The organism is Pseudomonas sp. DWP3-1-2 (assembly GCF_049896285.1).
Taxonomy (GTDB): Bacteria; Pseudomonadota; Gammaproteobacteria; order Pseudomonadales; family Pseudomonadaceae; genus Aquipseudomonas.
In genome coordinates this window covers 178,444-202,390 of the sequence record NZ_JAFCTZ010000010.1, presented here as the reverse complement: position 1 = coordinate 202,390, position 23,947 = coordinate 178,444, and the positions used below count along the sequence as shown (strand labels likewise).

Here is a 23,947-nt window from a genome sequence, read left to right as displayed (position 1 = left end):
GAAACGATGCATCGCCGATGGTAGTGTGGGGTTTCCCCATGTGAGAGTAGGTCATCGTCAAGATTCAATTCCAGAACCCCTGATCGCTTACGCGTTCAGGGGTTTTGTTTGTCCGCTCGAAAAGTCTGGATCCTCAAGTCCTTTCCACAATCGAAAGCCCAACGCATGATCTTCGACGGGTACACTCCGGGGCTATGAATTTATAGGCATAAGGAAGCAGCCATGTCCGCTAGAACCTCTCTCAGCGCCGGTTTTATGGTGGTTCACGGTAACCGCCTGGATGACCTGCGCGGCCTGGTTGTTTCCTGGATGCGTCGCTACCCGCTTGCGCCGTTGGAAAATGAAATCGCTTTGGTGCAAAGCAACGGGATTGCCCAATGGCTCAAGCTGGCTCTGGCTGAAGACGCCGAGGATGCCGATCAGGGAGGCTGTGGTATAGCAGCGGCGGTGGACGTCCAGTTGCCGGGCAGTTTCATGTGGCAGCTTTATCGTCTGGTGCTGGGCAAGGATGAAATTCCTGCTACCTCGCTGCTGGATAAAGCCCCGCTGACCTGGCGTTTGATGCGTCTGCTTCCGGCTTTGATCGACCAACCCCACTTTGAACCACTGCGACGCTTTCTCACTGCCGACACCGATTTACGCAAGCGCTACCAATTGTCCGAACGACTGGCGGATCTTTTCGACCAGTATCAGGTGTACCGCGCTGACTGGCTCGAAGATTGGGCGGGAGGTCTGCACCAGTTGCGCAATGGCAGAGGAGAAGCCAAAGCGTTGACCCCCGCGAATTGCTGGCAGGCCGAATTGTGGCGTGCGCTTCTGGTCGATGTCGGGGAAGAAGGCATGGCGCAGAGTCGCGCCGGTGTTCATCAGCGTTTTATCGAGCGCATTCATGGCATGGACGAAGCCCCTGCCGGATTACCCGCCCGGGTCATCGTTTTCGGCATTTCGTCGTTGCCCGCGCAGGCACTGGAAGCGCTGGCTGGACTGGCTCGGTTCAGCCAGGTTCTGTTGTGCGTGCACAACCCTTGTCGTCACCATTGGGCAGACATCGTCGCCGATAAAGACCTGTTGCGGCACCAATACAAGCGTCAAGCGCGCAAGCCAGGAATGCCGGTGGTGCTCGATCCGCAAGCCCTGCATCAGCATGCGCACCCGCTTCTGGCCGCGTGGGGTAAGCAAGGTCGTGACTACATCAATTTACTGGACAGTCACGACAATCCCGGCAGCTATCGTTCTGCCTTTAAAGATGAACGTATCGACCTGTTCACCGAGGCCGATCGAAAAAACATGCTCAATCAGTTGCAGGATGACATCCTTGAGCTGCGCCCTCTGGATGAAACACGTGAAATATGGCCTGCAGTCGCTCCATCCGAGGACTGCTCCATCCGTTTCCATGTCGCCCATAGCGCGCAACGGGAAGTCGAGATTCTTCACGACCAGTTGCTTGACCTGTTCAGCACCCATCCCGGACTTCGCCCACGTGACGTCATTGTCATGGTCCCGGACATCGACAGCTATGCCCCGCACATCCGCGCCGTCTTCGGCCAGCTTGAGCGCAACGACCCTCGTTTTATCCCGTTCACGCTGGCGGACCAAGGCCAGCGCGGTCGCGAGCCTTTGCTGATTGCCGTCGAACACTTGTTGAAAATCCCTGACAGCCGTTTCCCGGTCAGCGAGATTCTTGATCTGCTGGATGTTCCGGCACTGCGCGCACGCTTCAACATCCAGGCACGGGATCTGCCGACGCTGCATCGCTGGATCGAAGGGGCAGGCATTCGCTGGGGGCTCAATGCCGCGCAGCGTGCCGGGTTGGGGTTACCGGATGCGCTGGAGCAGAACAGTTGGTATTTCGGCCTGCGTCGTATGTTGCTCGGTTATGCCGTGGGGGCAGGTGCTGCGTGCGACGGTATCGAACCTTACGATGAAATTGGCGGTCTCGACGCTGCGCTGATAGGCCCGCTGGTGGCCTTGATTGATGCGTTGCAGGTTGCTCATAGCGAACTGTCACTGCCTGCAACGCCCCAAGAGTGGGGTATGCGGCTTCAGGCGTTGTTGCAGGTATTCTTCCTGGCCGATAGCGAACATGACGATTACTTGCTGGCTCAACTGGAGCAATTGCGGGAAACCTGGCTGGAAACCTGTGAAGCGGTCAGCTTGCTGGATCAACTGCCGCTGACGGTGGTTCGCGAAGCCTGGCTGGCAGGGCTTGATCAGGGCCGGCTGTCGCAACGCTTCCTCGCCGGTTCGGTAAACTTCTGTACGCTGATGCCGATGCGAGCCATTCCCTTCAAACTGGTTTGCCTGTTGGGCATGAATGACGGCGACTATCCCCGGGCGCAACCGCCGCTGGACTTCGACTTGATGGGCAGCGACTACCGCCCGGGAGATCGTTCGCGTCGTGAGGATGACCGCTATCTGCTACTTGAGGCGTTGCTCTCGGCCCGGGACCAGCTCTATATCAGCTGGGTGGGTCGCAGTATTCGCGACAACAGCGAGCGGCCGTCTTCGGTGTTGATCGGTCAGTTGCGGGATCATCTGGCCAGCGGCTGGAGGCTGGCCGATGCACTCGAACCGATGGACAGTAAAAAGCGTGATCCGGGCCAGCAACTGTTGCACAGTCTGACTCAGGAGCATCCCCTGCAACCCTTCAGTGGGCAGTACTTTCATGAGGGCACCGGTTTTTTCAGTTATGCCCGGGAATGGCAAGTGCTGCACGCCCTCAATCCTGAAACGGTGCAGCCCGCCGCGCTCGCACCGCACGAACAGGACGAACCGCTGACCCTGGCCCTGCTTCAGGATTTCCTGAGAAATCCGGTGAAGCACTTTTTCAGTCAGCGTTTGAAAATCTATTTCGAAGTCGCTGACGCGCCCCTCGCTGACGAAGAACCTTTCGTGCTGGATGCTCTTGAGCGTTATGGCCTGAGCGACAGTTTGCTCAATGCTGCGCTGACTCATCCGGGGAATGTCGCCGAAGCGTTGCATGCGCAAGCCGTAAAACTTCAGGGCAGCGGCTTGTTGCCCATGGCCGGTTTCGGCACCAGCCTGCAGGAAGAGTTGATCGAGCCGCTGCCGGATGTGTTGCAGCGTTATGAGGATCTGTTGCGCCAGTGGCCGGAGCCGTTGAGCAGGGCGCTGCCGGTGAGTTACAGCCATCAGGGCATTTCCCTGGAAGGCTGGCTGGGCGGATTGCACGGCAATGACCGGGGTGAATACCTGCTGGTCAGCGCAATTCCCAACGCCATCGGAGGCAGGAAAACCCGCAAGTGGCACCGCTTGATTCGTCCGTGGGTCCTGCATCTGGTGGCATGTGCTTGTGGCTTGCCGCTCAGTACAGCCTTGGTTGCCAGTGACGAAACGCTGCTGCTTGCCCCACTGGAAAAAGGCGCCGCCACTGCCGCGCTCAATGACTTGCTCACCGCCTGGCAAAGCGGCATGCAGAAGCCGCTGCCGGTGGCGGTGAAAGCCGCTTTTGCCTGGCTTGGTCAAAACGATGAAGTCAAAGCCGAAGCCATGGCCCGTAAAGCCTATGAAGGTGACGGCCAGACCACCGACGGTGAGCGTCGCGAAAGCACTGCCTTGGCTCGGCAATTCCCGGACTTCAATGCGCTGCTCGACAGCGGGGCATTCACCGGATGGTGCCACTCACTTTACAAGCCGATCTTCGATGCCCCGTGGCAATCTCTGTCCAGTGAGGAGGCCAGCGCATGACTGTCAATCCAGAGCAAACCGCATCCCTGGCCTTACGCTTTCCGCTCCGTGGCAGCCAGTTGATCGAAGCCAGTGCGGGTACCGGCAAGACCTTTACGATTTCCGCGCTCTATGTGCGTCTGGTCCTGGGGCATGGCGGGGAGGAGGCGGGTTTCGGCCGCGAATTGTTGCCGCCGCAGATTCTCGTCGTGACGTTCACCGACGCCGCCACCAAAGAGTTGCGCGACCGCATTCGCATTCGCTTGGCGGAGGCCGCTCGGTTCTTCCGTGACGAGATTGCGGCACCTGATGAACTGATCGCCGAGTTGCGGGATCAGTTTCCCGGCGAGCAATGGCAGGCCTGCGCCAGTCGTCTGGATATCGCGGCGCAATGGATGGACGAGGCGGCGGTTTCGACCATTCACAGCTGGTGCCAGCGCATGCTGCGCGAACACGCATTCGACAGCGGCAGCCTGTTTACCCAGACGCTGGAAACCGACCACACCGATTTGCTGAGCGAAGTGCTGCGCGATTACTGGCGGCGTTTTTGCTACCCCATGAGTGGCGACGCGCTGAAGTGGGTGCGTGGCCACTGGGGCGGGCCAGCGGCGCTGTTGCCTCGTGTGCGCTCACTGTTTGGGACCGAGCGGAACCCGCCCGGCCAAGAACCCGCTGAGCTGATCAACGCCACGTTGCAGCAGCGTCGGGAGGCATTGAGAGCGCTTAAAGCGCCGTGGACTGAATGGGCCAACGAACTGCATGTCATCTGCATCGACGGCGTGGCCTGCAAAGTGGTCGACGGGCGCAAGATGCAGGAGCGCTACTTCAAGCCCTGGTTTGAAAAACTCAAGGCCTGGGCTGCAGACGAAGATCAGGAAGACCTGGACCTGGGCACCGGATTTACCCGACTCACGCCGGACGGAATAGCCGAGGCATGGAAGAGCAATCCGCCTTCGCACCCGGCCTTCGAGGCTATGGTTGAGCTGAAGGTCGCCCTCGACACGCTGCCTACGCCAGATGCCGCAGTCCTAGAACACGCGGCGTATTGGGTTGGCATTCGCTTCGAAGAAGAGAAGCGTCGTCGCGCAGAAATGGGCTTCGACGACATGCTGCTGCGTCTTGACGCGGCCTTGCAGGGCTCCGGTGGCGAGCGCCTGGCAACCTTGATTCGCGAGCAGTTTCCGGTGGCGTTGATCGACGAATTCCAGGACACCGATCCGGTTCAGTATCGAATTTTCGAAAGCATCTACCGACTGGAAGAAAATGACCGGGAAACCGGGTTGTTCCTGATCGGCGACCCAAAGCAGGCGATCTATGCCTTCCGCGGCGCCGACATCTACACCTACCTGCGCGCACGGCAAGCTACCACCGGGCGCTGGCATACGCTGGACACCAACTATCGCTCAAGCCATGGGATGGTCGACGCGGTCAACCACGTTTTCAGGCGCGCCGAACAGCGTCCTGAAGGTCGCGGCGCTTTTCTGTTTCGTCAGGGCGACACCAATCCTGTGCCGTTTATTGCGGCGCGCTCCCAAGGGCGCAAGGAGACCCTGGAGGTGGACGGCACCGCTTTGCCTGCGCTGAATGTCTGGCAACTGCCCAGCGAGCAGCCGATTTCCGGCGTGGTCTATCGGCAGCAGTTGGCCGCCAGTTGCGCCAGTGAAATCGTGCGTCTGCTCAATGGCGGCCAGCAAGGCCGTGCCGGGTTTGCCTCGCCGGGCCATGACCTGCGCGGCTTGAAACCGGCCGATATCGCGATTCTGGTGCGTGACGGTAAGGAAGCGCAGGCCGTACGTAATGAGCTGTCGGCCCGAGGCGTGCGCAGTGTTTACCTGTCCGACAAGGATTCGGTGTTCGCCGCTCAGGAAGCCCACGATCTGTTGAGCTGGCTCAAGGCCTGTGCCGAGCCGGATTCCGAGCGCACATTGCGGGCGGCCCTGGCCTGCATCACCCTGGACCTGCCGCTGACCGAGCTGGAGCGTCTGAATCAGGACGAACTGGCCTGGGAAGCACGCGTCATGCAGTTTCGGGGCTATCACCTGATCTGGCGCACTCAGGGCGTGTTGCCGATGTTGCGACGCTTGCTGCATGACTTCCAGTTGCCCCAGACATTGATAACGCGCAGTGACGGCGAACGGGTGCTGACCAACCTGTTGCATCTGTCTGAGTTGCTGCAACAGGCCGCCGCTGAACTGGATGGCGAGCAGGCGCTGATTCGTCATCTGGGCGAGCATCTGGCGTTGTCCGGTCAGGCCGGTGAAGAGCAGATCCTGCGTCTGGAAAGTGACGAGCAATTGGTCAAAGTCGTGACCATCCACAAGTCCAAGGGCTTGCAGTATCCGTTGGTATTTCTGCCGTTCATTTGCTCCTCCAAACCCGTGGATGGCAGCCGACTGCCGCTGCATTTTCACGACGAACACGGCCGGGCGCAGATAAGCTTGAAGCCAACGGCGGCGCTGATCGAGCAGTCCGACAATGAGCGTCTGGCTGAAGATTTGCGCTTGCTCTATGTTGCCCTGACCCGTGCAGAGTCGGCGTGCTGGCTGGGCGTCGCGGATTTGAAACGAGGCAACGCCAACAGCTCGACAGTGCACCGTTCGGCACTGGGTTATCTGTTGGGCGGCGGGGTGCCGCTCAAGGAATCCGCTGGCCTGAGCCAATGGTTGCGGGATCTGGGCGAAGGGTGTGCCGGGTTGAATGTCGAGAACATGCCCGCGCCGACCACGGAAACGTTCAGTTCGCCGCGTAGTACAGCCACGTTGCTCCAGCCGCGTATGCCCAAGCGCCGCGCCGCCGAGAACTGGTGGATTGCCTCCTACAGCGCCTTGCGAATCGGCGACACGATTACCACAAACGGCGACGAATCCCCCGACAGTCCGCAAGCGCAAAAGCTGTTCGATGATGAGCGACTCGATCCCGATGCACCTCGAGAGGTGCTGGTCAGCGGCGGTGATATTCACCGTTTCCCCCGTGGTCCCAACCCCGGTACCTTCTTGCACGGTTTGCTGGAGTGGGCGGGTAACGAAGGTTTTGCCGGGGTGGCCAATAATCCACGGCTGCTGGAAGATGCCGTCGCACGACGTTGCAATCGACGAGGCTGGAAAGGCTGGATCGGGACGCTCACCGGCTGGCTGCAACACGTGCTGAACATGCCGCTGCCTCTTGCCGGAACGGGTTCGCCCATCTCCCTGGCAGCGATGGATCAACCCAATCAGTACCGCATCGAGATGGAATTCTGGTTCGCCTGCCACAAGGTCGATGTGGCACGAATGGACAGTCTCGTGCGACTTCACACCCACGGCAACGCGCCACGTGCGGCGGCGGAAACGGTCTCGCTCAACGGTATGTTCAAGGGCTTCATCGACTTGACCTTTGAACACGAAGGTCGTTTCTACGTTGCGGATTACAAGTCCAACTGGCTTGGCGTCGATGACCACGCCTACACCCAGGACGCGATGGTCGCCTCGATTCTCGACAACCGCTATGACCTGCAATATGTCCTTTATCTGCTCGCCCTGCATCGCCAGCTCAAGGCGCGGCTGGCCGATTACGACTACGACCGGCACATGGGCGGCGCGCTTTATCTGTTCCTGCGCGGCAACCATTCCGTCAGCCAGGGCGCGTATTTCACCCGGCCGCCACGGGAGCTGATCGAGAGTCTGGATCTGCTGTTCCAGGGCAAATCATCAACACCGGAATTTGCCCTGACGGGAGACTTCGCATGAGCCGTTCATTTGCTGAACTGTTGCCGACGCCACTGGATGCTCAGAGCCTGGCTGACCTCGCGCCGTTGACTCGCGTCAGCGATTTGCTGCTCTTGCTGGAACGCTGGGTTGAGCGCGGCTGGCTGCGAGCGCTGGACAAGGCGTTCGTGGCGTTCCTCAGTGAGCTGGATCCGGCGGCGGATTCGCGAGTGCTGCTGGCCGCCGCATTGACCAGTCACCAGTTGGGCCACGGGCATGTCTGCCTGGACCTGTATGAAACCCTGAAAGAGCCGGACTTCGCGCTCTCGCTGCCACCGGAAGGTGATGCGCAGGACGGTCCGATGTTGCTGCCGTCCCAGCTGTTGGTTGCGCTGGAGGGCGAGGCCTGGTGCCAGGCGTTGCTGGGCAGCGCGCTGGTGGCGCGGGGCGATGACGGGAGTGAAAGTGCCCAACGTCGGCCATTGGTGTTGTCTGATCGGCGGCTGTATCTGCGTCGCTACTGGACTTACGAGCGACGCATCGACAGGGCGTTGCGGCAACGACTGGCGCAACAGGACGTGGCGCCTGCGGATCTGGCGCAACGTCTGGATGGATTGTTCGGCCCGGCGAATACAGCACCGGATGCGTTGATCGACTGGCAGAAGCTGGCGTGCGCGCTGGCAACTCGCGGTGCGTTCAGCATCATCACCGGCGGCCCCGGTACCGGCAAGACCACCACGGTGGTGCGTCTGTTGGCACTCCTTCAGGCTCCTGCCGTGCAAGCGGGTCAACCGCTGCGCATTCGTCTGGCCGCGCCCACCGGCAAGGCAGCGGCACGCTTGACCGAGTCCATCAGCCAGCAAGTGCAGACGCTGGATGTCAGCGAAGACGTGCGACAGAAAATCCCCAGTGAAGTGACCACGGTTCACCGGCTGTTGGGCAGCCGACCGGGCACCCGACATTTCCGCCACCACGCGGGCAATCCGTTGCCGCTGGACGTGCTGGTGGTCGACGAAGCGTCGATGATCGATCTGGAAATGATGGCCAATTTGCTTGACGCCTTGCCGACCCATGCGCGCATGGTCTTGCTCGGTGACAAGGACCAACTGGCCTCCGTGGAAGCCGGCGCGGTGCTGGGGGATTTGTGTCGGGATGCGGAAAAAGGTTTCTACAGCCCGCAAACCCAGGCCTGGCTGGAAACAATCAGCGGCGAAGACCTGAACAAAAGCGGCTTGCAGCAAGGGGACGCGCAGCAGCATCCGCTGGCCCAGCAAGTGGTGATGTTGCGGCATTCCCGGCGCTTCGGGCAGGGCAGCGGCATCGGGCAGTTATCCCGCTTGGTGAATCAGCAGCAGGTCGAAGCGGCGCGGGCCTTGTTGGCCGCCCGCAGCCACAACGATTTGTTCGCCCTTGCCCTCAAGGGTGAGCAGGATCATGCCCTGGAGCGCCTGTTGCTCGACGGCCACGGCAGCGAAGGCCCGCAGGGTTACCGGCATTATCTGGGCGTGATGGCCGATCAGCGTCCGCCGCTGGATGCCGCCCTGGAGGATGAATGCTGGAGCCGTTGGGCGCGCTCGGTGCTGGAGGCGTTTGATGCCTTCCAGTTGTTGTGTGCAGTGCGCAAAGGTTCTTGGGGCGTTGAGGGTTTGAATCGGCGCATCACCAGCGCGCTGTTCAGCGCGGGGTTGATCGAAAGCGACCAGCATTGGTACGAAGGCCGCCCGGTCTTGATGACCCGCAATGATTATGGATTGGGGCTGATGAATGGCGACATCGGCATCGCCTTGCGTTTACCGGAGCGCGACGGTGTTGAGGCGAGCCACCACGTGTTGCGCGTGGCCTTCCCGCGTAACGATGGCAGCGATGGGGTGCGGTTCGTTTTGCCCAGTCGGCTCAATGATGTGGAAACGGTGTACGCCATGACGGTACACAAATCCCAAGGCTCGGAATTCGCCCACACGGCGCTGATCCTGCCCGAGGCGTTGAACCCGGTGCTGACCAAAGAACTGGTCTACACCGGCATCACCCGCGCCAAACACTGGTTCAGCCTGATCGAACCGCGTCAGGGGGTGTTCGAAGAAGCCTTGCGGCGCAAGGTGAAACGCTTGAGTGGGTTAATGCTGGAGCTGTAGAAACAGCCCCGAGTCTGGATAGGTGTCTAACTTTTGGGGCGCAGCTCAGTGTGACTGCGCAGTGTCCGGGTGTGCTGCATGACCTGTAGCTACCGGGGTGGCGATCCACATTGCTCGCGATTGCGTCGCGTCAGTCGAAGTGGTTCCGACTGCCCCACCCAATCGCGAGCAAGCTCGCTCCTACAGAATGTGGCGGCGTTTAGCCGATCAATGATGCTCCCGCGTGGCACGGCATCTCACGTCCGGCCACCGTCCAGCCTTCCCGGCTGAAGCCGGTCACACGATTTCAGTGTTGACTGGCCAACCCCATAAATTGCACGACTCGCTCCCCGGCCTGACCGGCGCGCAGGGTTTTCGGGCCGGCGTCGGCCTGGATTACGCCGTTTTCCATGAAGATCACCCGGTCGGAGATGGACAGGGCGAAGTCCATTTCATGGGTCACGATCAGCATGGTCATGCCCTCTTTGGCCAGGTCGCTGATCACCTTCAGCACGTCGCCCACCAGTTCCGGGTCCAGCGCCGAGGTGGGTTCGTCGAACAGCATGATGTCCGGGTCCATCGCCAGGGCGCGAGCAATGGCCACGCGCTGTTGCTGGCCGCCTGACAGCTGATGCGGGTACTTGTGCGCATGGGCCAGCAGGCCGACTTTATCCAGCAGCGCGTAGGCGCGCTGTTCGCTCACGGTGGCGTCCCGACCGTGATAACGCGGCGCGAGCGTGACGTTGTCGAGAATCGTCCGGTGCGGGAACAGGTTGAAGTTCTGGAACACCATGCCGATGCGCTGCACGCCGCGTCGGATCTGTGGGTTATTCGCTTTGTCACCGGCGTGAATGAAGCTTTCGCCGAACAGGATGATCTCGCCCTTGTCGATGCTTTCCAGGCCATTGACCGTGCGAATCAACGACGTCTTGCCGGAGCCGGACGGGCCAATAATTGAAATCACCTGGCCGCTGATCACTTCCAGATCGATGCCCTTGAGCACTTCATGATGCCCGTAGCTTTTATGAATGCCGCGCAGTTGCAGGGCAGGCGCAGCGCCCGTGGCGTTGGCTTCGGATGCTCGCAGGGACGGCGATGCAAGGCTTGAGCGCAGCCGGGTCAGGCTGGCATCGTCCAGGGTTTGCGGCTTGCGGTTATTCAATTCCAGGTGCCGTTCCAGCCAACTGAACAGCCAGCCGAACACCGTGACGATCAGCACGTAATACACCGCCACTGCGGACAGGGTTTCCATGACCAGAAAGTTTTGTGCGTACAGGCGCTGGCCAACCGTAAGCAGCTCGGTCAGGGAAATCACCGAGACGAGGGAGGTCAGTTTGACCACGGTGATGTATTCGTTGATCAGCGTTGGCAGGGAAATCCGAAAGGCTTGCGGGATCACGATCAAGCGCTGCAAACCGATGAAACCCACACCCAGCGCACGACCCGCTTCCTTCTGGCCCTTGGCCACGGAGATCAGGCCACCGCGATGGATCTCCGCCATGTACGCCGCTTCCGTCACGACCAATGCGAACAGGCCGGAATAAAACGGGTTGGACAGCACGCTACGGGTAAACGGAAACATCTGCGGCAGGTTGTAGACGAAGACCACCAACACCAACAGCGGGACGCTGCGAAAGAACCAGATATAAATCGACGCGGGAACGCGTACCCAGCGTGACGTCGACAACTTGGCCGATGCCAGCAGGAAACCCAGCAGCATGCCGATGAACCAGGCAAGGGCGCTGAGCTGGATCACGGTGACACAGGACTCCCAGAAGTCCGGTACCGAAAACAGAGAAAAAAAGTAGGACCATTCGAATTGCATGTACACCTCAAGCGTTCGGGTACGCGTCATTGCATGGAAGCGCGCGTGCCCGAGACGGGGTTGAGCAGACGATAGGTCATCGTCTGATAGGCCCGGTCCCGAGCAGGCGCGCTTCTACTGTCTGAGGCGTTTAATGCGGTGGATCAGTTGCCCGGTTCTTCCAGGTTGTACTTCTTCAGCAGTGCCGCGTATTCACCGGATTTTTTGGTTTCATCGAAGGCCTTGAGCAGCGCCTGATACAGTGCTTCGTTGCCCTTCTTCACGTAGATGCCCAGAGTTTGCTGATAGATCGAATGTTCGGTGCTGACCACGACACGGCCTTTGGTGCGTTCGGCGATCATCCCGGCAGCACCATCGATTTCCACCTGGGCCTGAACGTTGCCAGACAACAGCGCCTGAGTGACTTCCGGCGCGGACGGGAATTCGCTGACCGAGATCGCGCCCTTGTTGTTGGGCACGCAGTAATCAGTCGACAGCTTGTTGAACTGGGCCACCCAGGTGGTGCCTTTTTCCAGGCCGACTTTCAGGCCGCAAAGGTCTTCCGGCACTTTGGGTTTGATCGGGCTGTCTTTGAGAACCATGATCGCCGCGCCGGTTTTGGCATAGGCAATGGTCTGCGCCTGAGTCTGGCGTTCCGGGGTGATGTACATACCGGAAATGATGGCGTCGTAGTGCCCGGCGTTAAGGCTCAGGATCAGGCTGGAAAACTTGGTGTCGACGAAATCTGCCTTGAGGTCCATGTGCTTGGCGAGCATGCGCGCCAGCTCGGGGTCGGAGCCGACGACGTTTTTCTTCTCGTCATAGGATTCGAATGGCGGATAGGTGATCTCCATACCGACTTTGAACACGCCCGGCGTCCCGGTGGTCGCGGCGTGTGCCAGGGTCGCGCCGAGCACGGCGGCGGCCAGCACGGTCAAGCGGACAGCGAGGTTCTTTTTATTGCGCATCGTCGGTGACTCCGAGGTGGAAAGGTAGGGCACGGTTGGGTTGAAATCAGGTGATTCAGTCATGCGTCACAGGGCTTCAGGGGCATCAGGAAGGCTCCGTTTTCTGATGCTTCAAATGGCCGAAACTCGAAGGCTTGCGGGCTTTTTCATACAGCTTGAGTTCGCCGCTCTCTACTTTCCTGCGCAGGTAGGAGTAGGTTTGCAGGGCTTGGCCGAACATGTGTTCGCCAATGGTGATCGGTTCGTAACCCTGGCCATCCTGCGTGTCGCCTTTTTCGGAAAACTGCGGCAGCGGCTTGATCTGGGTGTGAAAGTCGCAGGCGTAGAACAGCGGGAACGAGTAACGCTCCTCGCTGACGGTTCTGACCCGGTGTGCGGTTGCAACGAACGTACCAGCGGTCATCACTTCCAGCATGTCGCCAATGTTCACCACGAACGCGTCTTCAATGGGCGGTGCGTCGATCCATTGGCCCTGATCGTTCATCACTTCTAGGCCCGGTTTGTCGGCCAGCAAGATCGTGAAGCACTCGTAGTCGGTGTGCGCACCAATGCCGGGCGCGTCCTGGGCGGCGTCGTCAAAGGGGTAGTGAATCAGGCGCAGCTTTGAAGGTGGGCGGGTAACCATGGCATCGAAATATCCCTCCTCCAGACCCAGCGCCAAAGCAAAGCCATCGAACAGGCGACGACCCAGGGCAAAAACAGCGGCGTAGTAGGCCTGAACCGAAGGCTTGAAGCCCGGCAGATCCGGCCATTCGTTGGCACCGATCAGCGGCGTCCTGGCGATCACCAGCGGATCGTCGTCGCCCACTTCGAAACCGATGTCGAACGCTTCCTTGTGATCGGGCTTGCCTTTGGCATACACCTCTTCCCCTTCCGGGACGAAGCCTTTATGGCTGCGGGAGGTGCCGATGTAATGCTGCATCTTGTAGTCGATGGGCTGAGCGAACAGGTCCTTGGCCGCCTGACGCAAATCGTCAATCAGCCGCTGCTCGATGCCGTGATTCTTGATGTAGAGGAAGCCAACCTCCCGTGCTGCCGCGCCGAGTTCATCGGCCACGGCCTGGCGCTGCGCCAGATCGGTGCTGAACAGACCGGCGATGTCTACGACCGGGATGCTGCTGAAGTTGGCCGCGACCGAGGCCACCCCGGCGTGAGTGTGATCAGGCATGACGAAGACGCTCCTTTAACGACGGGTCGAATGGGTGAATTTTTCGAAGTGTTCACGTTCGGTCTGGCCCATCCACACGTTCAGCGACCACAGATCCGCCACTGGAACGTTGGTGAAGGGCAGGTGATGCAGATAACCGTCGGCACCGAACTCCGGGGTCAGCGTGCTGACCTGATAGCCCCGCGCCTGCTGCGAGCGCCAGATGGCTTCCCAGTGCTGCTGATGGAAGGCCAGCTCTTTTGAATATTCCGGCGCGGCGGGGTGAGGCACTTGCGGGCCCTGGTCGTAACCGACTCGTGCCTGAATGTGATGCACCCGCTCGATGAACGCGCTGAGGTCGTCTTCCGGATCGTTGAGCAGGCGCTCGCACGTGACGACCCAGTGGCTGATATCACTGGTGAACAACAAGTCGGGCAGTTGGCGAATCAGCTCCAGGGTGATCCAGGGATTGAACAGCGAGCGAGAGCGGTGGGTTTCAAAGGAACACACCTGGTCATGCTTGCGCGCCAGTTCCAGCGCCTGCCCGAAGAAGTCCACTTGCTGCGGCATTGGCCAGCGGTCGTTGCCAGCCAGCACGTTGACGAAGCGCGGCGTCAACTCGCCCGCCCAGCCCAGTTTCTTGTCCAGATCCGCCAAGTGTTCGGCAACGCTGGCCGACTGCTCCGGCAGCACATCGTAGGCCGTGAAGACGGTGCTGATGTACCCCACGCGGTTGGCCCGCAGGAACGCGGCGAACTCGGCACGCTCGGCAGCGCCCAGCGGCAGACGGGCTTCCATGCCGTCGAAGCCAGCCTTGAGCAACTCCTCCAGCGCCTGGCCTTTGCTGGCGCTGTAGCCCCAAAGCGTGCGGAAAATATCCAGTTTCATCAAACGACCTCAACGATTACACACGCGACTGACGCAACCCGGCCATGGCGATGGTCGGAGTAAAGAACAGCGGGCAGTAGCGAAGGGAAGCGTAATCGGCGGGCCGGTCTCTTTGGAGCGGTCTCAATGAGGGTGATCTTAGGGGGGCATCACGCAGACAAAGAATAGGAAAGCTCAAATCCATAGTTCAGAAATTTCTAAACTAATCGCGGGCCGAAAAGTCAGAGGAGCGACTATTGACGGGCAAGCCGGAAAGCCACGCGCGCGGCCCCACGGGCTGAATCGATTCAAATGCCGGACTTATAGGCATTCCGTCAGTTGGTGGCACAAGAGTACTATTAGCCCTCAGCCTATCTTTTTACCGTTCATTGGACCGGATCCGCTCCGGCCCCGATGGTCGTGCTGTTTATAAAGCGTCCCCGGCAACGCCCCGAGGAGCCAACGAATAGAACCGAAACCGCTGTGGACCAGCGTTGCCCAGGCGACGCATCAGCGGTTAACCGTGATGAATGCCAGAGGCTTTGTGATGCAAAAACTACTGATCAATGGTCAGGAACATGAGCTGGATGTCGATCCCGACATGCCGCTGCTCTGGGTCCTGCGCGATGTCGTGGGTCTGACCGGCACCAAATATGGCTGCGGCATTGCCCAGTGCGGCGTTTGCACGGTTCATCTGGATGGCCAGGCGGTGCGTTCCTGCGTGCTGCCGGTGAGTGCCGTCGCCGGGCGCAAGGTCACGACCATCGAAGCCGTGGGTGAGTTGCCTGTAGGTCAGGAAGTGCAGAAGGCCTGGCTGGCCCATGAAGTCGTGCAATGCGGTTACTGCCAGCCCGGCCAGATCATGTCTGCCGTGGCACTTCTGCAGGCGCATCCGGATGCCAATGATGAACAGATCACCACGGCCATGGCCGGTAATCTGTGCCGTTGTGCGACGTATACGCGTATTCGTGCCGCCATCAAAAGCGTCAGCCAAGCCTGAAGGAAGTCACCATGTCAGATGTAAAAGGATCTGCCTCGACGGTCTCGCGTCGCGGGCTGCTCAAGGGTGGCGCGCTGTCTTTGGGCGGGCTGGTGATCAGTACTTGGCTGCCGCCGATGGCCAATCGCAGCTTCGCCGCCGAAGCGGTCAGTGCCGGACGGCTCGGTGACGGGGCCTCAGCGGGTTTTGGGGCGTTCGTGCGCGTGGGCCGTGACGGGCATGTCACCGTCATCTCGCCAAAAATCGAGATGGGCCAGGGCGTCCAGACCGGTATTGCCATGATGGTGGCTGAAGAACTGGAAGTGCCGCTGAGCCAGGTCAGCATCGAAGAAGCGCCGCCCAACGCTGCGCTCTACACCGACAATGTGTTGCAGTTCCAGGCCACGGGCGGTTCTTCGTCCACCCGTTACGCCTGGGAACCGCTGCGCAGTGCTGGCGCCAGCGCTCGGGTGTTGCTGGTTCAGGCCGCAGCGATTCGCTGGAAGGTCGCGCCGAGCCAATGCCGTGCCGAAAACGGTCAGGTCATCGGCCCGAACGGCCAGACAGCCGCTTATGGCGACCTGGTGCAAGCGGCTTCGGCTCTGCCATTGCCCACCGATGTGCCGCTCAAGGCCATGGCTGACTTCAAACTGTTGGGCACACCGGCACAACGGCTGGACACGCCGCACAAGGTCAATGGCTCGGCGCAGTTCACCATCGACTTGAAAATCCCCGACATGCTCATCGCGTCGACGCTGACCTGTCCGGTGTTTGGCGGCAAGCTGCGTGGCGTGAAAAACGAAGACGCGGCGCGCAAGGTGCCGGGCGTGCGCGATGTGGTGCGTCTGGACAACGCGGTTGCAGTCACTGCGACCAACTTCTGGTCGTGCCAGCAAGCGCTCAAGGCGCTGGAAATCGACTGGGACCTGGGCCCGCACGCGGCGGTCAACTCTGCCCAGCTGGACAAAGCCCTGCTCGACGCCAGCTCCAAAGACGGCGTATTCGCCAAGCAGACCGGCGATATCGGCGCCGCGCTGAAAAACGCGTCGAGTCATTTCGAAGCCGTCTATGAGCAGCCGTTCCTGTCCCACTCGCCGCTGGAGCCCATGACCTGCGTGGCTCACGTGCGCCCGGACATATGTGAGCTGTGGGTGGGTTGCCAGGCGCCGACCTTTGCCCAGATGGGCGCGGCGAAAGTGTGCGGTATGCCTGTGGATAAAGTGGTTATCCACAACCAGTTGATCGGTGGCGGCTTTGGTCGTCGGCTGGAGTCAGACTTCATTTTTCAGGCCGTGGACATTGCCCGCCAACTGAGCTACCCGATCAAGCTGATCTGGAGCCGGGAAGAGGACATGACCCACGACCGCTATCGCCCGCATTACGTCGACCGCCTGAACGCGGCGCTGGACAAGGACCTGCGTCCGGTGGGCTGGGAACATCGCATTGCCGGCGCTTCGGTCATGGCCGCGTACATCGGCAAGCTGCCTGAAAACGGCGTCGATGGCGATGCCGTGGAAGTGGCCATTGATCCGGTCTACAAGCTGGCCGATCTGCAAGTGCGCTACATCCGGCAGGACCCGGACGTCATCCCGGTTTCCTGGTGGCGCGGCGTAGGGCCGTTGCGCAGTACGTATGCGGTGGAATCTTTCATCGACGAACTGGCGCACAACGCCAAGGTCGATCCGGTGGCGTACCGCTTGAGCCTGATGCAAGACCAGCCACGGGCCCAGGCCGTGCTGAAAAAAGCGGCGGAACTGGCTGACTGGAAAACGCCGCTGCCAGCCGGTCAAGGCCGTGGTGTTGCCGTGAGCGCCGTGTTTGGCAGCTTCGTTGCCACCGTGGTCGAGCTGGAAATGCAGGGCGACAAAGGCATGCGCATCAAGCGGCTGATCACCGTCGTCGACTGCGGCTTCGTCAACAACCCCACTTCAGTGGCTTCGCAGATGGAAGGCGGCACGCTGTTCGGGCTGTCCGCCGCGCTGTTCAACGAGATCCTCATCGAGAAGGGGCAGGTGGTGCAAACCAACTTCCACGCTTATCGACAGATCCGCATGAGCGACGCGCCCTCCGTGCAAGTGCACTTGATGCCGAGCACCGAAAGCCCTGGCGGAGTCGGGGAGACCGGCGCTGTACCGGCTGCCGCCGCATTGGTCAACGCGTTGTACGCCGCTTCGAACGTGCGTGAGCGTCGTCTTCCACTGAGCCGTTTCGGCTATTTCACTGTTTAAGGAGCGCCGTTATGAAAGTGTTTAACTATGCGCTCGCCCTGCTGGGTGCAGGCTTCGGGCTGGCGGCCCAGGCTGCACAACCCGCAGCCGATCAGGCCCTGATCGAAAAAGGCCAATACCTGACCCGCGCGGCCGACTGCGTGGCCTGCCACGTGACGCCCGGCGGCAAGCCGTATGCGGGCGGCCTGGAATTCAAGCTGCCAATCGGCACGCTCTACTCGCCCAACATCACGCCCGACAAAGAAACCGGGATCGGCAACTGGACCGATGACGAGTTCGTCAGCGCCTTGCAAAAAGGTGTCGGCAAGGACGGCAAGCATTACTACCCGGCGTTCCCGTACACGTCCTACACCTTGATGCCGCGTGAAGACATTCTGGCGATCAAGGCCTACCTGTTCAGCCTTGAGCCGGTCAGCCAGAAACCGCCGGAAAACGACTTGTCGTTCCCGTTCAACCAGCGCTGGGGCATGTTCTTCTGGAACGCCGTGTTCGCCGATAACGAGCGCTTCGTACCGGACAGCCAGCAATCGGCAGAATGGAATCGCGGCGCGTACCTGGTGCAAGGCCCGGGACACTGCGGTGAATGCCACACCCCGCGCAATGTCTTCCAGGCCATGAGCTCCGGCAAATCACTGGCCGGTGGTGAACTGGGCAACTGGCGCGCCTACAACATCAGTTCCGATACCCAACACGGCATCGGCGCCTGGCCGCAGGAAGCGCTGGTCAGTTACCTGTCCCAGGGTTATGCGCCGGGTTACGGTGGCGCGGGTGGCCCGATGGCCGATGCCGTTGAACACAGCCTGCGCTTTCTCACGCCGGCCGACCTGAACGCGATCGCGGTGTACCTGAAGTCCACGCCAGCGCGCAGCGAAGGTATCCCACGGCCAATGGCGGCGATCAACGATCAGGCTGACAAAGGCCTGGGGCACAAGATCTTCACGGACTCGTGCGTCGCATGTCACCGCCTGGACGGCACCGGCAACCAATCCCCCGTCGCCACGTTGGCGGGCTTGAAGACGGTCAACGACCCGGCGGGCACCAACCTGATGGCCACGCTACTGGGCGGTCACAGCCAAGGCGCACGACGTGTCGATCAGCGCATGCCCGACTTCGCTCGAGCCTACAACGACACTGAGCTCGCGGCGGTCAGCACCTTCGTTCTGCGCCGTTTCGGGCAGAGCAATGGCGAGGTCAAAGCAGAGGATGTGGCGAAAGGGCGGGCAAGTTCGCTGCATTGATGGCAACCCGTGTGTAGGACTGGCTTTAGCCAGGAGGACAAAAGTTCTGACGACTCAGCCGGTGCGAATGTCCCGGCTTCCTCCCGGCTGAAGCCGGTCCTACAACACCTCATCTAAAACGGGCGCTCTTGCGATCCGCGCCTTGCCACCCAACGCAAATAGCACAATCGCCAATACCTCGAGCACTGCCGCCAGCACAAACAGCCGTGTTCCCGATTGCGCTCCGTTGGTCATCGTGAACACTGCGCCAAACACCGCAGGCGCAAAGGCGTAGCAGCCTTGGGCAATGGCCACGATCAAGGCCACCACGCGTTGGGTCTGTTGCTGGGCAAACTCGGTTTGCGCGATCAACGGCGGCAGCGATGTCGCATTGCCGATGCCTGCGCCAAATAAAGCGACGCCCACCCAAACCAGCGCCGGATAATCCCCTGCACCGATCAGGACGACACTGCCGAGCAACTGCACCCCGTAACTCAGGCATGCCACAGTGCGGCGATTGGCGTTTATCGGCATCAACCAACCTACGAGCGTTCGCCCCACGATCGCACTGGCGGTGGCCACGCCCATGGCCAGGCCAGCCTGCTGTGCGTCAAGCTGCGCCGTCAGCAGCAGGAATAAATGAGCGATCAAGCCGATCTGCGCGAACAACCCCAGTGACATGCCCGCCGCCAGGGTCATGAACTGCCGATTGCCCCACAGCCTGACGCTGGCCTTGGGCATCACAACGCTCGGCGCGGGCGCGGCGGCGCTGGAACCGTCGGGAAACTGTCCCCGTTGGTCCGGCGTGTAGCGAAAGACCCACAGCGACAAAGCCCCGATGACGACCACCGACAGCGCCCCGACCATCAGCGCGGCATGGCTGAACCCCATAGCGCTGATCAGCGCCACCCAGACCGATGAAAACACCACTCCGCCCATACTGGCGCCGTTATAGGCCATTGCCAGTGCAGCGGGGCGTTTGACCACATACCAGGGCGCGATGATCGAATTGACCGCCGCCGCGCCCAGTGTCACCCAGCCAAATCCACTCAACATGGCGGCAATGAACAGCTGATAAGGCTGGGTTGCAATGGACCAGCCATACACGCCGACACTTAACAGCAGCGCGCCCGAGACAGTGATTCGCGCCACGCCCACAAGACGGTACAGCCGTGGCAGGTTCACCACCACGAGAGTGCCCGCAAGGAAATGCACAGTGACCGCCGCCGAGCAGAGCTGCACGCTCCAGCCGGTGCGCTCGATGACCGCGTACATGAAGATCGGCGGCCCATAAAAACCGATCCCCCAGCCAAACATGGCCAGCACGAACGCCGCCGCCACGACCTTGCGGCCAAAAAAAGGTGTTTGAAGCATCGTTGACTCCTTTCCTGTGAATGCGGCCAGTATGATGGGCGCAACACGGGACGCTTCGGGGTTGAACGAATCATGGATGCACACCACGCGGACACCAGTCTTGCCAGCATTGCCGGCGCCATTGCTGATCCGGCCCGGGCAAAGATGCTCTGCAGTCTCCTGGACGGCCATGCGCGCACCGCAACGGAACTGGCGGCTGTTGCCGAGATCGGTGCCTCGACGGCCAGCAGCCATTTCAGCCGTCTGCGTGAGCAGGGGCTGGTTGAGTTGATGGTTCAGGGTCGGCATCGCTACTACCGATTGGCTCATTCGAAAGTGGCCGCGGCGCTGGAGGCATTGTTGTTCCTGGCTGATGTTCCTGCGCCCGTCTTCGAGCCTTCTACACCCTCGGCCCTGCGTTACGCGCGCACGTGCTACGACCATTGCGCGGGCGAGTTGGCGGTCAGGCTGCACGATGGGTTGCTTGCCTCGAAGTGGATCGAAAGTCACGAGCGGGACTACCGGGTGACAGAGAAGGGATCGCTGTTGCTGGCAGGGTTGGGGATTGACGTGCAGGCATTGACCCGACAGCGCAGGCGCACGGCGTACCCCTGCATGGACTGGAGCGAGCGCTCACCCCATATTGGTGGGGCGCTGGGGGCGGTAATGCTGGCGTTGATGCTCAAGCGCGGCTGGGTGGCTCGGCATCTGGACTCCCGGGCGCTGCGCCTGACCCCCGGCGGGCTTGCCGGTCTGTCACGCAGTTTTGGCTTGGGTAGCGCGAAGTAGCCGCTGCTACCTGAATCGCTCATCTTTCTGAGCCTGGCTGGCCGTCGGAAAAAACTGAAGAAAACCCCGGCGCAGCCGAAACGAATTGAAGAGCCCATCGTCAACCCAGTTCCTGGCCCAAACCGGAAAAGATCATCCGGTCGGTTTTCACCCGCCTGCATTCAGAGCCACCCCGCGATGAAGAGAAGTCTGCTCGGCAGTTTTTGGGCATTGATGTCCGCGCCTCGTAACAACCCCGGCTTGCTCAAGGCGCAATACATCGCGCTGTCTCGGCAACTGCCGATGATGTACTTCATCCTGCTGGTCAACAGTCTGGCCCTTGCGGCTACCCATTACGCTTTGGCTCCCCGCTGGCTGGTGGTGTATTGCCCGGCGGTCATGGTTGTTTTTTGCGCGACGCGGGCGGCCCTGTGGTGGCGTTCATGTCGGCGCGCACCGCCCACGCAGGAAATAATGCTCGCCGCGCTCAACCGCACCAATCGGTTGTCGCTCTTCGTTGCGGCCGGTTTCACCGCATGGTCGCTGGCGCTGGTTCCATACGGCGATGTACACAACCAGGCCCACGTCGCGTTTTACATGGCGATCACGGTCATCGCCTGCATTTTCTGCATGATGCATCTGCTTCCCGCTGCCCTGACGACGGCGGCGGTCGTGAACATTGCCTTCGTGGTGTTTTTTGCCACCACCAACAACATCACGTTCATTGCCACCGCGATCAATGTGCTTTTTGTGTCCATCGCAATGCTGTCGATTCTCAAGGACCAGTACGTCGACTTCACCCGACTGGTCAACATGCAGGCACGCACGGAAAAGCTCAGTGACGAAAACCGCCGTCTTGCCAATGAGGACAGCCTGACGGGCCTGGCCAATCGTCGGCAGTTCTTTTCCAGCCTCGAAATGATGCTCTCCAAAGCGCAAGTGCAAGACGTGCGGCTGGCGGTGGGCCTGATTGATCTGGACGGGTTCAAACCAGTCAACGATCTTTACGGTCACAGTGTCGGGGACAAGTTGTTGTACCAGGTCGGCCAGCGTTTATCGGGCCTGCTCGATGAGAGCGTGCATCTGGCCAGGCTGGGCGGTGACGAGTTTGCGTTGATTATCACCGATGCCCAGAGTGATCAACAGCTTCGGGCGTTTGGCGAGAAGCTTTGCGCCAGAATGCGCGAGCCGTTCCTGTTGGTGGACATTCCGATCCAGATCAGCGCGTCGCTGGGGATTGCGACGTTTCCGGATCTTGCGTCGGATGACACGCAGGTCTACGAATACGCGGATTACGCGCTGTATCAAAGCAAGCGCCACAGGCCCGGCAACGTCAGCCTGTTTTGCGCCGAGCACCGTCGGCAGCTCAATCGCGAAGGGCTCACCGAACAGGCATTGCGCCGGGCTGACCTGGATACAGAATTCCATGTGGTGTTTCAGCCCATCGTCGACATCCGTACCCAGCTCACCGTTGCCTTTGAAGCCTTGGGCCGCTGGACAAGTCCTGAGTTGGGTCACGTACCTCCGAGCGAGTTCATCCCCGTTGCCGAGCGCATTGGTTTGATCAACCGGCTCACGATCCCCCTCTTGAAGCAGGCGCTGAAGGCTGCCGCCACCTGGCCGCATGGCATTCGTCTGTCCTTTAATCTTTCTGCTCACGACTGCGGATCGGCAGAAGCCGTGCAACAGATTGCGCAGGCCATCAGCAACAGTGGCTTCGATCCGTATTGTCTGGACCTGGAAATCACCGAAACGGCCGTGATCCAGGACCTGGCGCAAACCCAGCGGGCCATTGCTCTGTTGCGGGAGAGGGGCTGCGGTATTTCCCTGGACGATTTTGGCACCGGTTATTCAAGTCTCAGCCAGATTCATGCGTTGTCGCTGACCAAACTCAAGGTCGATCGCAGTTTTGTCACCGGCATTCATCTGAACCCTGCCAGCGTTAAAATCGTCAAATCCCTGCTCGCCCTGAGCCACGACATGCAGCTTGAATGCATCGTCGAAGGCGTGGAAACCGAAGACGAACTGGCCGCGCTCAAGCGTCTGGGCTGTGTCTGGGCGCAAGGCTATTTGTTCTCTCGCCCCATCGGATTGAGCGAAACCCAGGCGTGGCTGGCGCGGGAGCAGGCGGGCGTGGCGACCATCAAAGCGATGCCTGAAGCGTAAGTGAGTCCGCAAACCTTACCTCTCGTGCCTCCCCCAGCAACAGCGGCCGATTCAACTCCGTCACCTGCCGAATGTAATCCCACAGCAAGGTGATCCGCTTGAGCTTCCTCAAATCCTCCCGGCAGTACATCCAGAAGTGGCGCGTAATGTTCACCTCCTCTTCCAGCACCGGCACCAGCCGTGAATCCTGCGACGCGAGAAAGCACGGCAGGATGGCCAGTGCCCGACCTTGCAGTGCCGCCTGATATTGGGCGATGACGCTGGTGCTGCGCAGTTGGGCCTGGGCGCCGGGCAACAGGTTGCTCAGGTAGAGCAGTTCCGAGCTGAACGCCAGGTCGTCGACATAGCTGATGAAGGTATGTGCGGCGAGGTCGGCGGTGGTGCGCAGTGGCGGGTGATTGTCCAGGTAGGACGGCGTCGCATACAGCCGCAGGGTGTAATCGCACAGCTTGCAGCAGACATACGGCCCGTGTTCCGGGCGTTCCAGGGCGATCACGATGTCGGCTTCGCGCTTGGACAGGCTGATGAAGTGCGGCAGGGGCAGTATGTCGACGGAGATTTGCGGGTAGCTGTCCAGAAAATGGCTCAGCTGCGGCGTGATGAAAAAACTGCCGAAGCCCTCGGTGCAGCCCATGCGGATGTGTCCGGACAACGCCATGCTGGCGCCTGACACCTGTTCGCAGGCCATGTGCAGCGTGCTTTCGATGGACTCGGCATAGCCCAGCAAGCGCTGGCCCTCGGCGGTGAGCACAAAACCGTTGTTGCGGGACTTTTCGAACAACAATGTCCCCAGCGAACCCTCCAGAGAACTGATGCGCCGCGACACCGTGGTGTAGTCCACCGACAGGCGTTTTGCCGCCAGACTGGCCTTGCGCGTGCGGGCCACCTCAAGGAAAAACTTCAAGTCATCCCAATTGAGAAGACCCAGGGAGGCAATGTTTTTTTGCATGTTGATCCTGCTTTTATGAG

At 60.5% G+C, this 23,947-nt stretch carries 14 protein-coding genes; 8 read left to right on the top strand and 6 right to left on the bottom strand.

All coding sequences use genetic code 11. The annotated features are described in order from the left end of the window. Window positions 1-222: 222 nt before the first annotated feature. Genes recC through recD form a run of 3 tightly spaced genes read left to right on the top strand, consistent with a single transcriptional unit; the run spans window position 223 to window position 9,502 of the window. Complete coding sequence (gene recC, locus ACP7B0_RS19795; protein WP_426143301.1) at window positions 223-3,708, top strand: exodeoxyribonuclease V subunit gamma; 3,486 nt, start codon at window positions 223-225, stop codon at window positions 3,706-3,708. Continuing rightward, on the top strand, window positions 3,705-7,412 hold the full coding sequence (gene recB / locus ACP7B0_RS19790; RefSeq protein WP_426143300.1) for an exodeoxyribonuclease V subunit beta: 3,708 nt from the start codon (window positions 3,705-3,707) through the stop codon (window positions 7,410-7,412). The genes recC and recB overlap by 4 nt, the downstream gene beginning before the upstream one ends. Further along, window positions 7,409-9,502, top strand: a complete 2,094-nt coding sequence (gene recD / locus ACP7B0_RS19785) for an exodeoxyribonuclease V subunit alpha (protein ID WP_426143299.1) — start codon at window positions 7,409-7,411, stop codon at window positions 9,500-9,502. Before recB ends, recD begins: the two co-directional genes overlap by 4 nt. A gap of 286 nt (window positions 9,503-9,788) precedes the next feature. Here the strand turns inward: recD and ACP7B0_RS19780 are convergent, their stop codons facing one another. The 4 genes from ACP7B0_RS19780 to ACP7B0_RS19765 form a co-directional block, all read right to left on the bottom strand. Beyond that, on the bottom strand, window positions 9,789-11,306 hold the full coding sequence (locus tag ACP7B0_RS19780; RefSeq protein ID WP_426143298.1) for an amino acid ABC transporter permease/ATP-binding protein: 1,518 nt from the start codon (window positions 11,304-11,306) through the stop codon (window positions 9,789-9,791). A gap of 143 nt (window positions 11,307-11,449) precedes the next feature. Further along, complete coding sequence (locus ACP7B0_RS19775) at window positions 11,450-12,253, bottom strand: ABC transporter substrate-binding protein (RefSeq protein ID WP_426143314.1); 804 nt, start codon at window positions 12,251-12,253, stop codon at window positions 11,450-11,452. Window positions 12,254-12,338: 85 nt separating this feature from the next. Continuing rightward, a complete protein-coding gene (locus ACP7B0_RS19770; RefSeq protein ID WP_426143297.1) occupies window positions 12,339-13,421 on the bottom strand; it encodes an isopenicillin N synthase family dioxygenase in 1,083 nt (360 codons plus the stop codon). Window positions 13,422-13,436: 15 nt separating this feature from the next. Beyond that, window positions 13,437-14,288 (bottom strand): sugar phosphate isomerase/epimerase family protein, encoded by an 852-nt coding sequence (locus tag ACP7B0_RS19765; RefSeq protein ID WP_426143295.1) that lies wholly within the window; start codon window positions 14,286-14,288, stop codon window positions 13,437-13,439. A gap of 526 nt (window positions 14,289-14,814) precedes the next feature. On the opposite strand from ACP7B0_RS19765, the gene ACP7B0_RS19760 reads away from it, so the two are divergent. From ACP7B0_RS19760 to ACP7B0_RS19750, 3 genes are read left to right on the top strand one after another with little or no spacing between them, the layout of a single operon-like run. Beyond that, window positions 14,815-15,267, top strand: coding sequence for a (2Fe-2S)-binding protein (locus tag ACP7B0_RS19760; RefSeq protein ID WP_426143294.1), 453 nt, complete (start codon window positions 14,815-14,817; stop codon window positions 15,265-15,267). A gap of 11 nt (window positions 15,268-15,278) precedes the next feature. Then, complete coding sequence (locus ACP7B0_RS19755; protein WP_426143293.1) at window positions 15,279-17,474, top strand: molybdopterin cofactor-binding domain-containing protein; 2,196 nt, start codon at window positions 15,279-15,281, stop codon at window positions 17,472-17,474. An 11-nt stretch (window positions 17,475-17,485) separates the two neighbouring features. Then, entirely contained in the window at window positions 17,486-18,712 is a 1,227-nt protein-coding gene (locus ACP7B0_RS19750; RefSeq protein WP_426143292.1) for a c-type cytochrome, read from the top strand. Window positions 18,713-18,811: 99 nt separating this feature from the next. Here ACP7B0_RS19750 and ACP7B0_RS19745 read toward each other — a convergent pair whose 3' ends face one another. Next, window positions 18,812-20,065, bottom strand: coding sequence for an MFS transporter (locus tag ACP7B0_RS19745; RefSeq protein ID WP_426143291.1), 1,254 nt, complete (start codon window positions 20,063-20,065; stop codon window positions 18,812-18,814). Window positions 20,066-20,137: 72 nt separating this feature from the next. Between ACP7B0_RS19745 and ACP7B0_RS19740 the strand changes: the two genes are divergently transcribed. Next, on the top strand, window positions 20,138-20,833 hold the full coding sequence (locus ACP7B0_RS19740) for an ArsR/SmtB family transcription factor (RefSeq protein WP_426143290.1): 696 nt from the start codon (window positions 20,138-20,140) through the stop codon (window positions 20,831-20,833). A 177-nt stretch (window positions 20,834-21,010) separates the two neighbouring features. Next, the gene (locus ACP7B0_RS19735) at window positions 21,011-22,978 is read left to right on the top strand and encodes a putative bifunctional diguanylate cyclase/phosphodiesterase (RefSeq protein ID WP_426143289.1); all 1,968 of its coding nucleotides are present in this window, start codon (window positions 21,011-21,013) and stop codon (window positions 22,976-22,978) included. Here ACP7B0_RS19735 and ACP7B0_RS19730 read toward each other — a convergent pair. After that, the gene (locus ACP7B0_RS19730) at window positions 22,956-23,927 is read right to left on the bottom strand and encodes a LysR family transcriptional regulator (RefSeq protein WP_426143288.1); all 972 of its coding nucleotides are present in this window, start codon (window positions 23,925-23,927) and stop codon (window positions 22,956-22,958) included. The genes ACP7B0_RS19735 and ACP7B0_RS19730 overlap by 23 nt on opposite strands. Window positions 23,928-23,947: the final 20 nt, after the last annotated feature.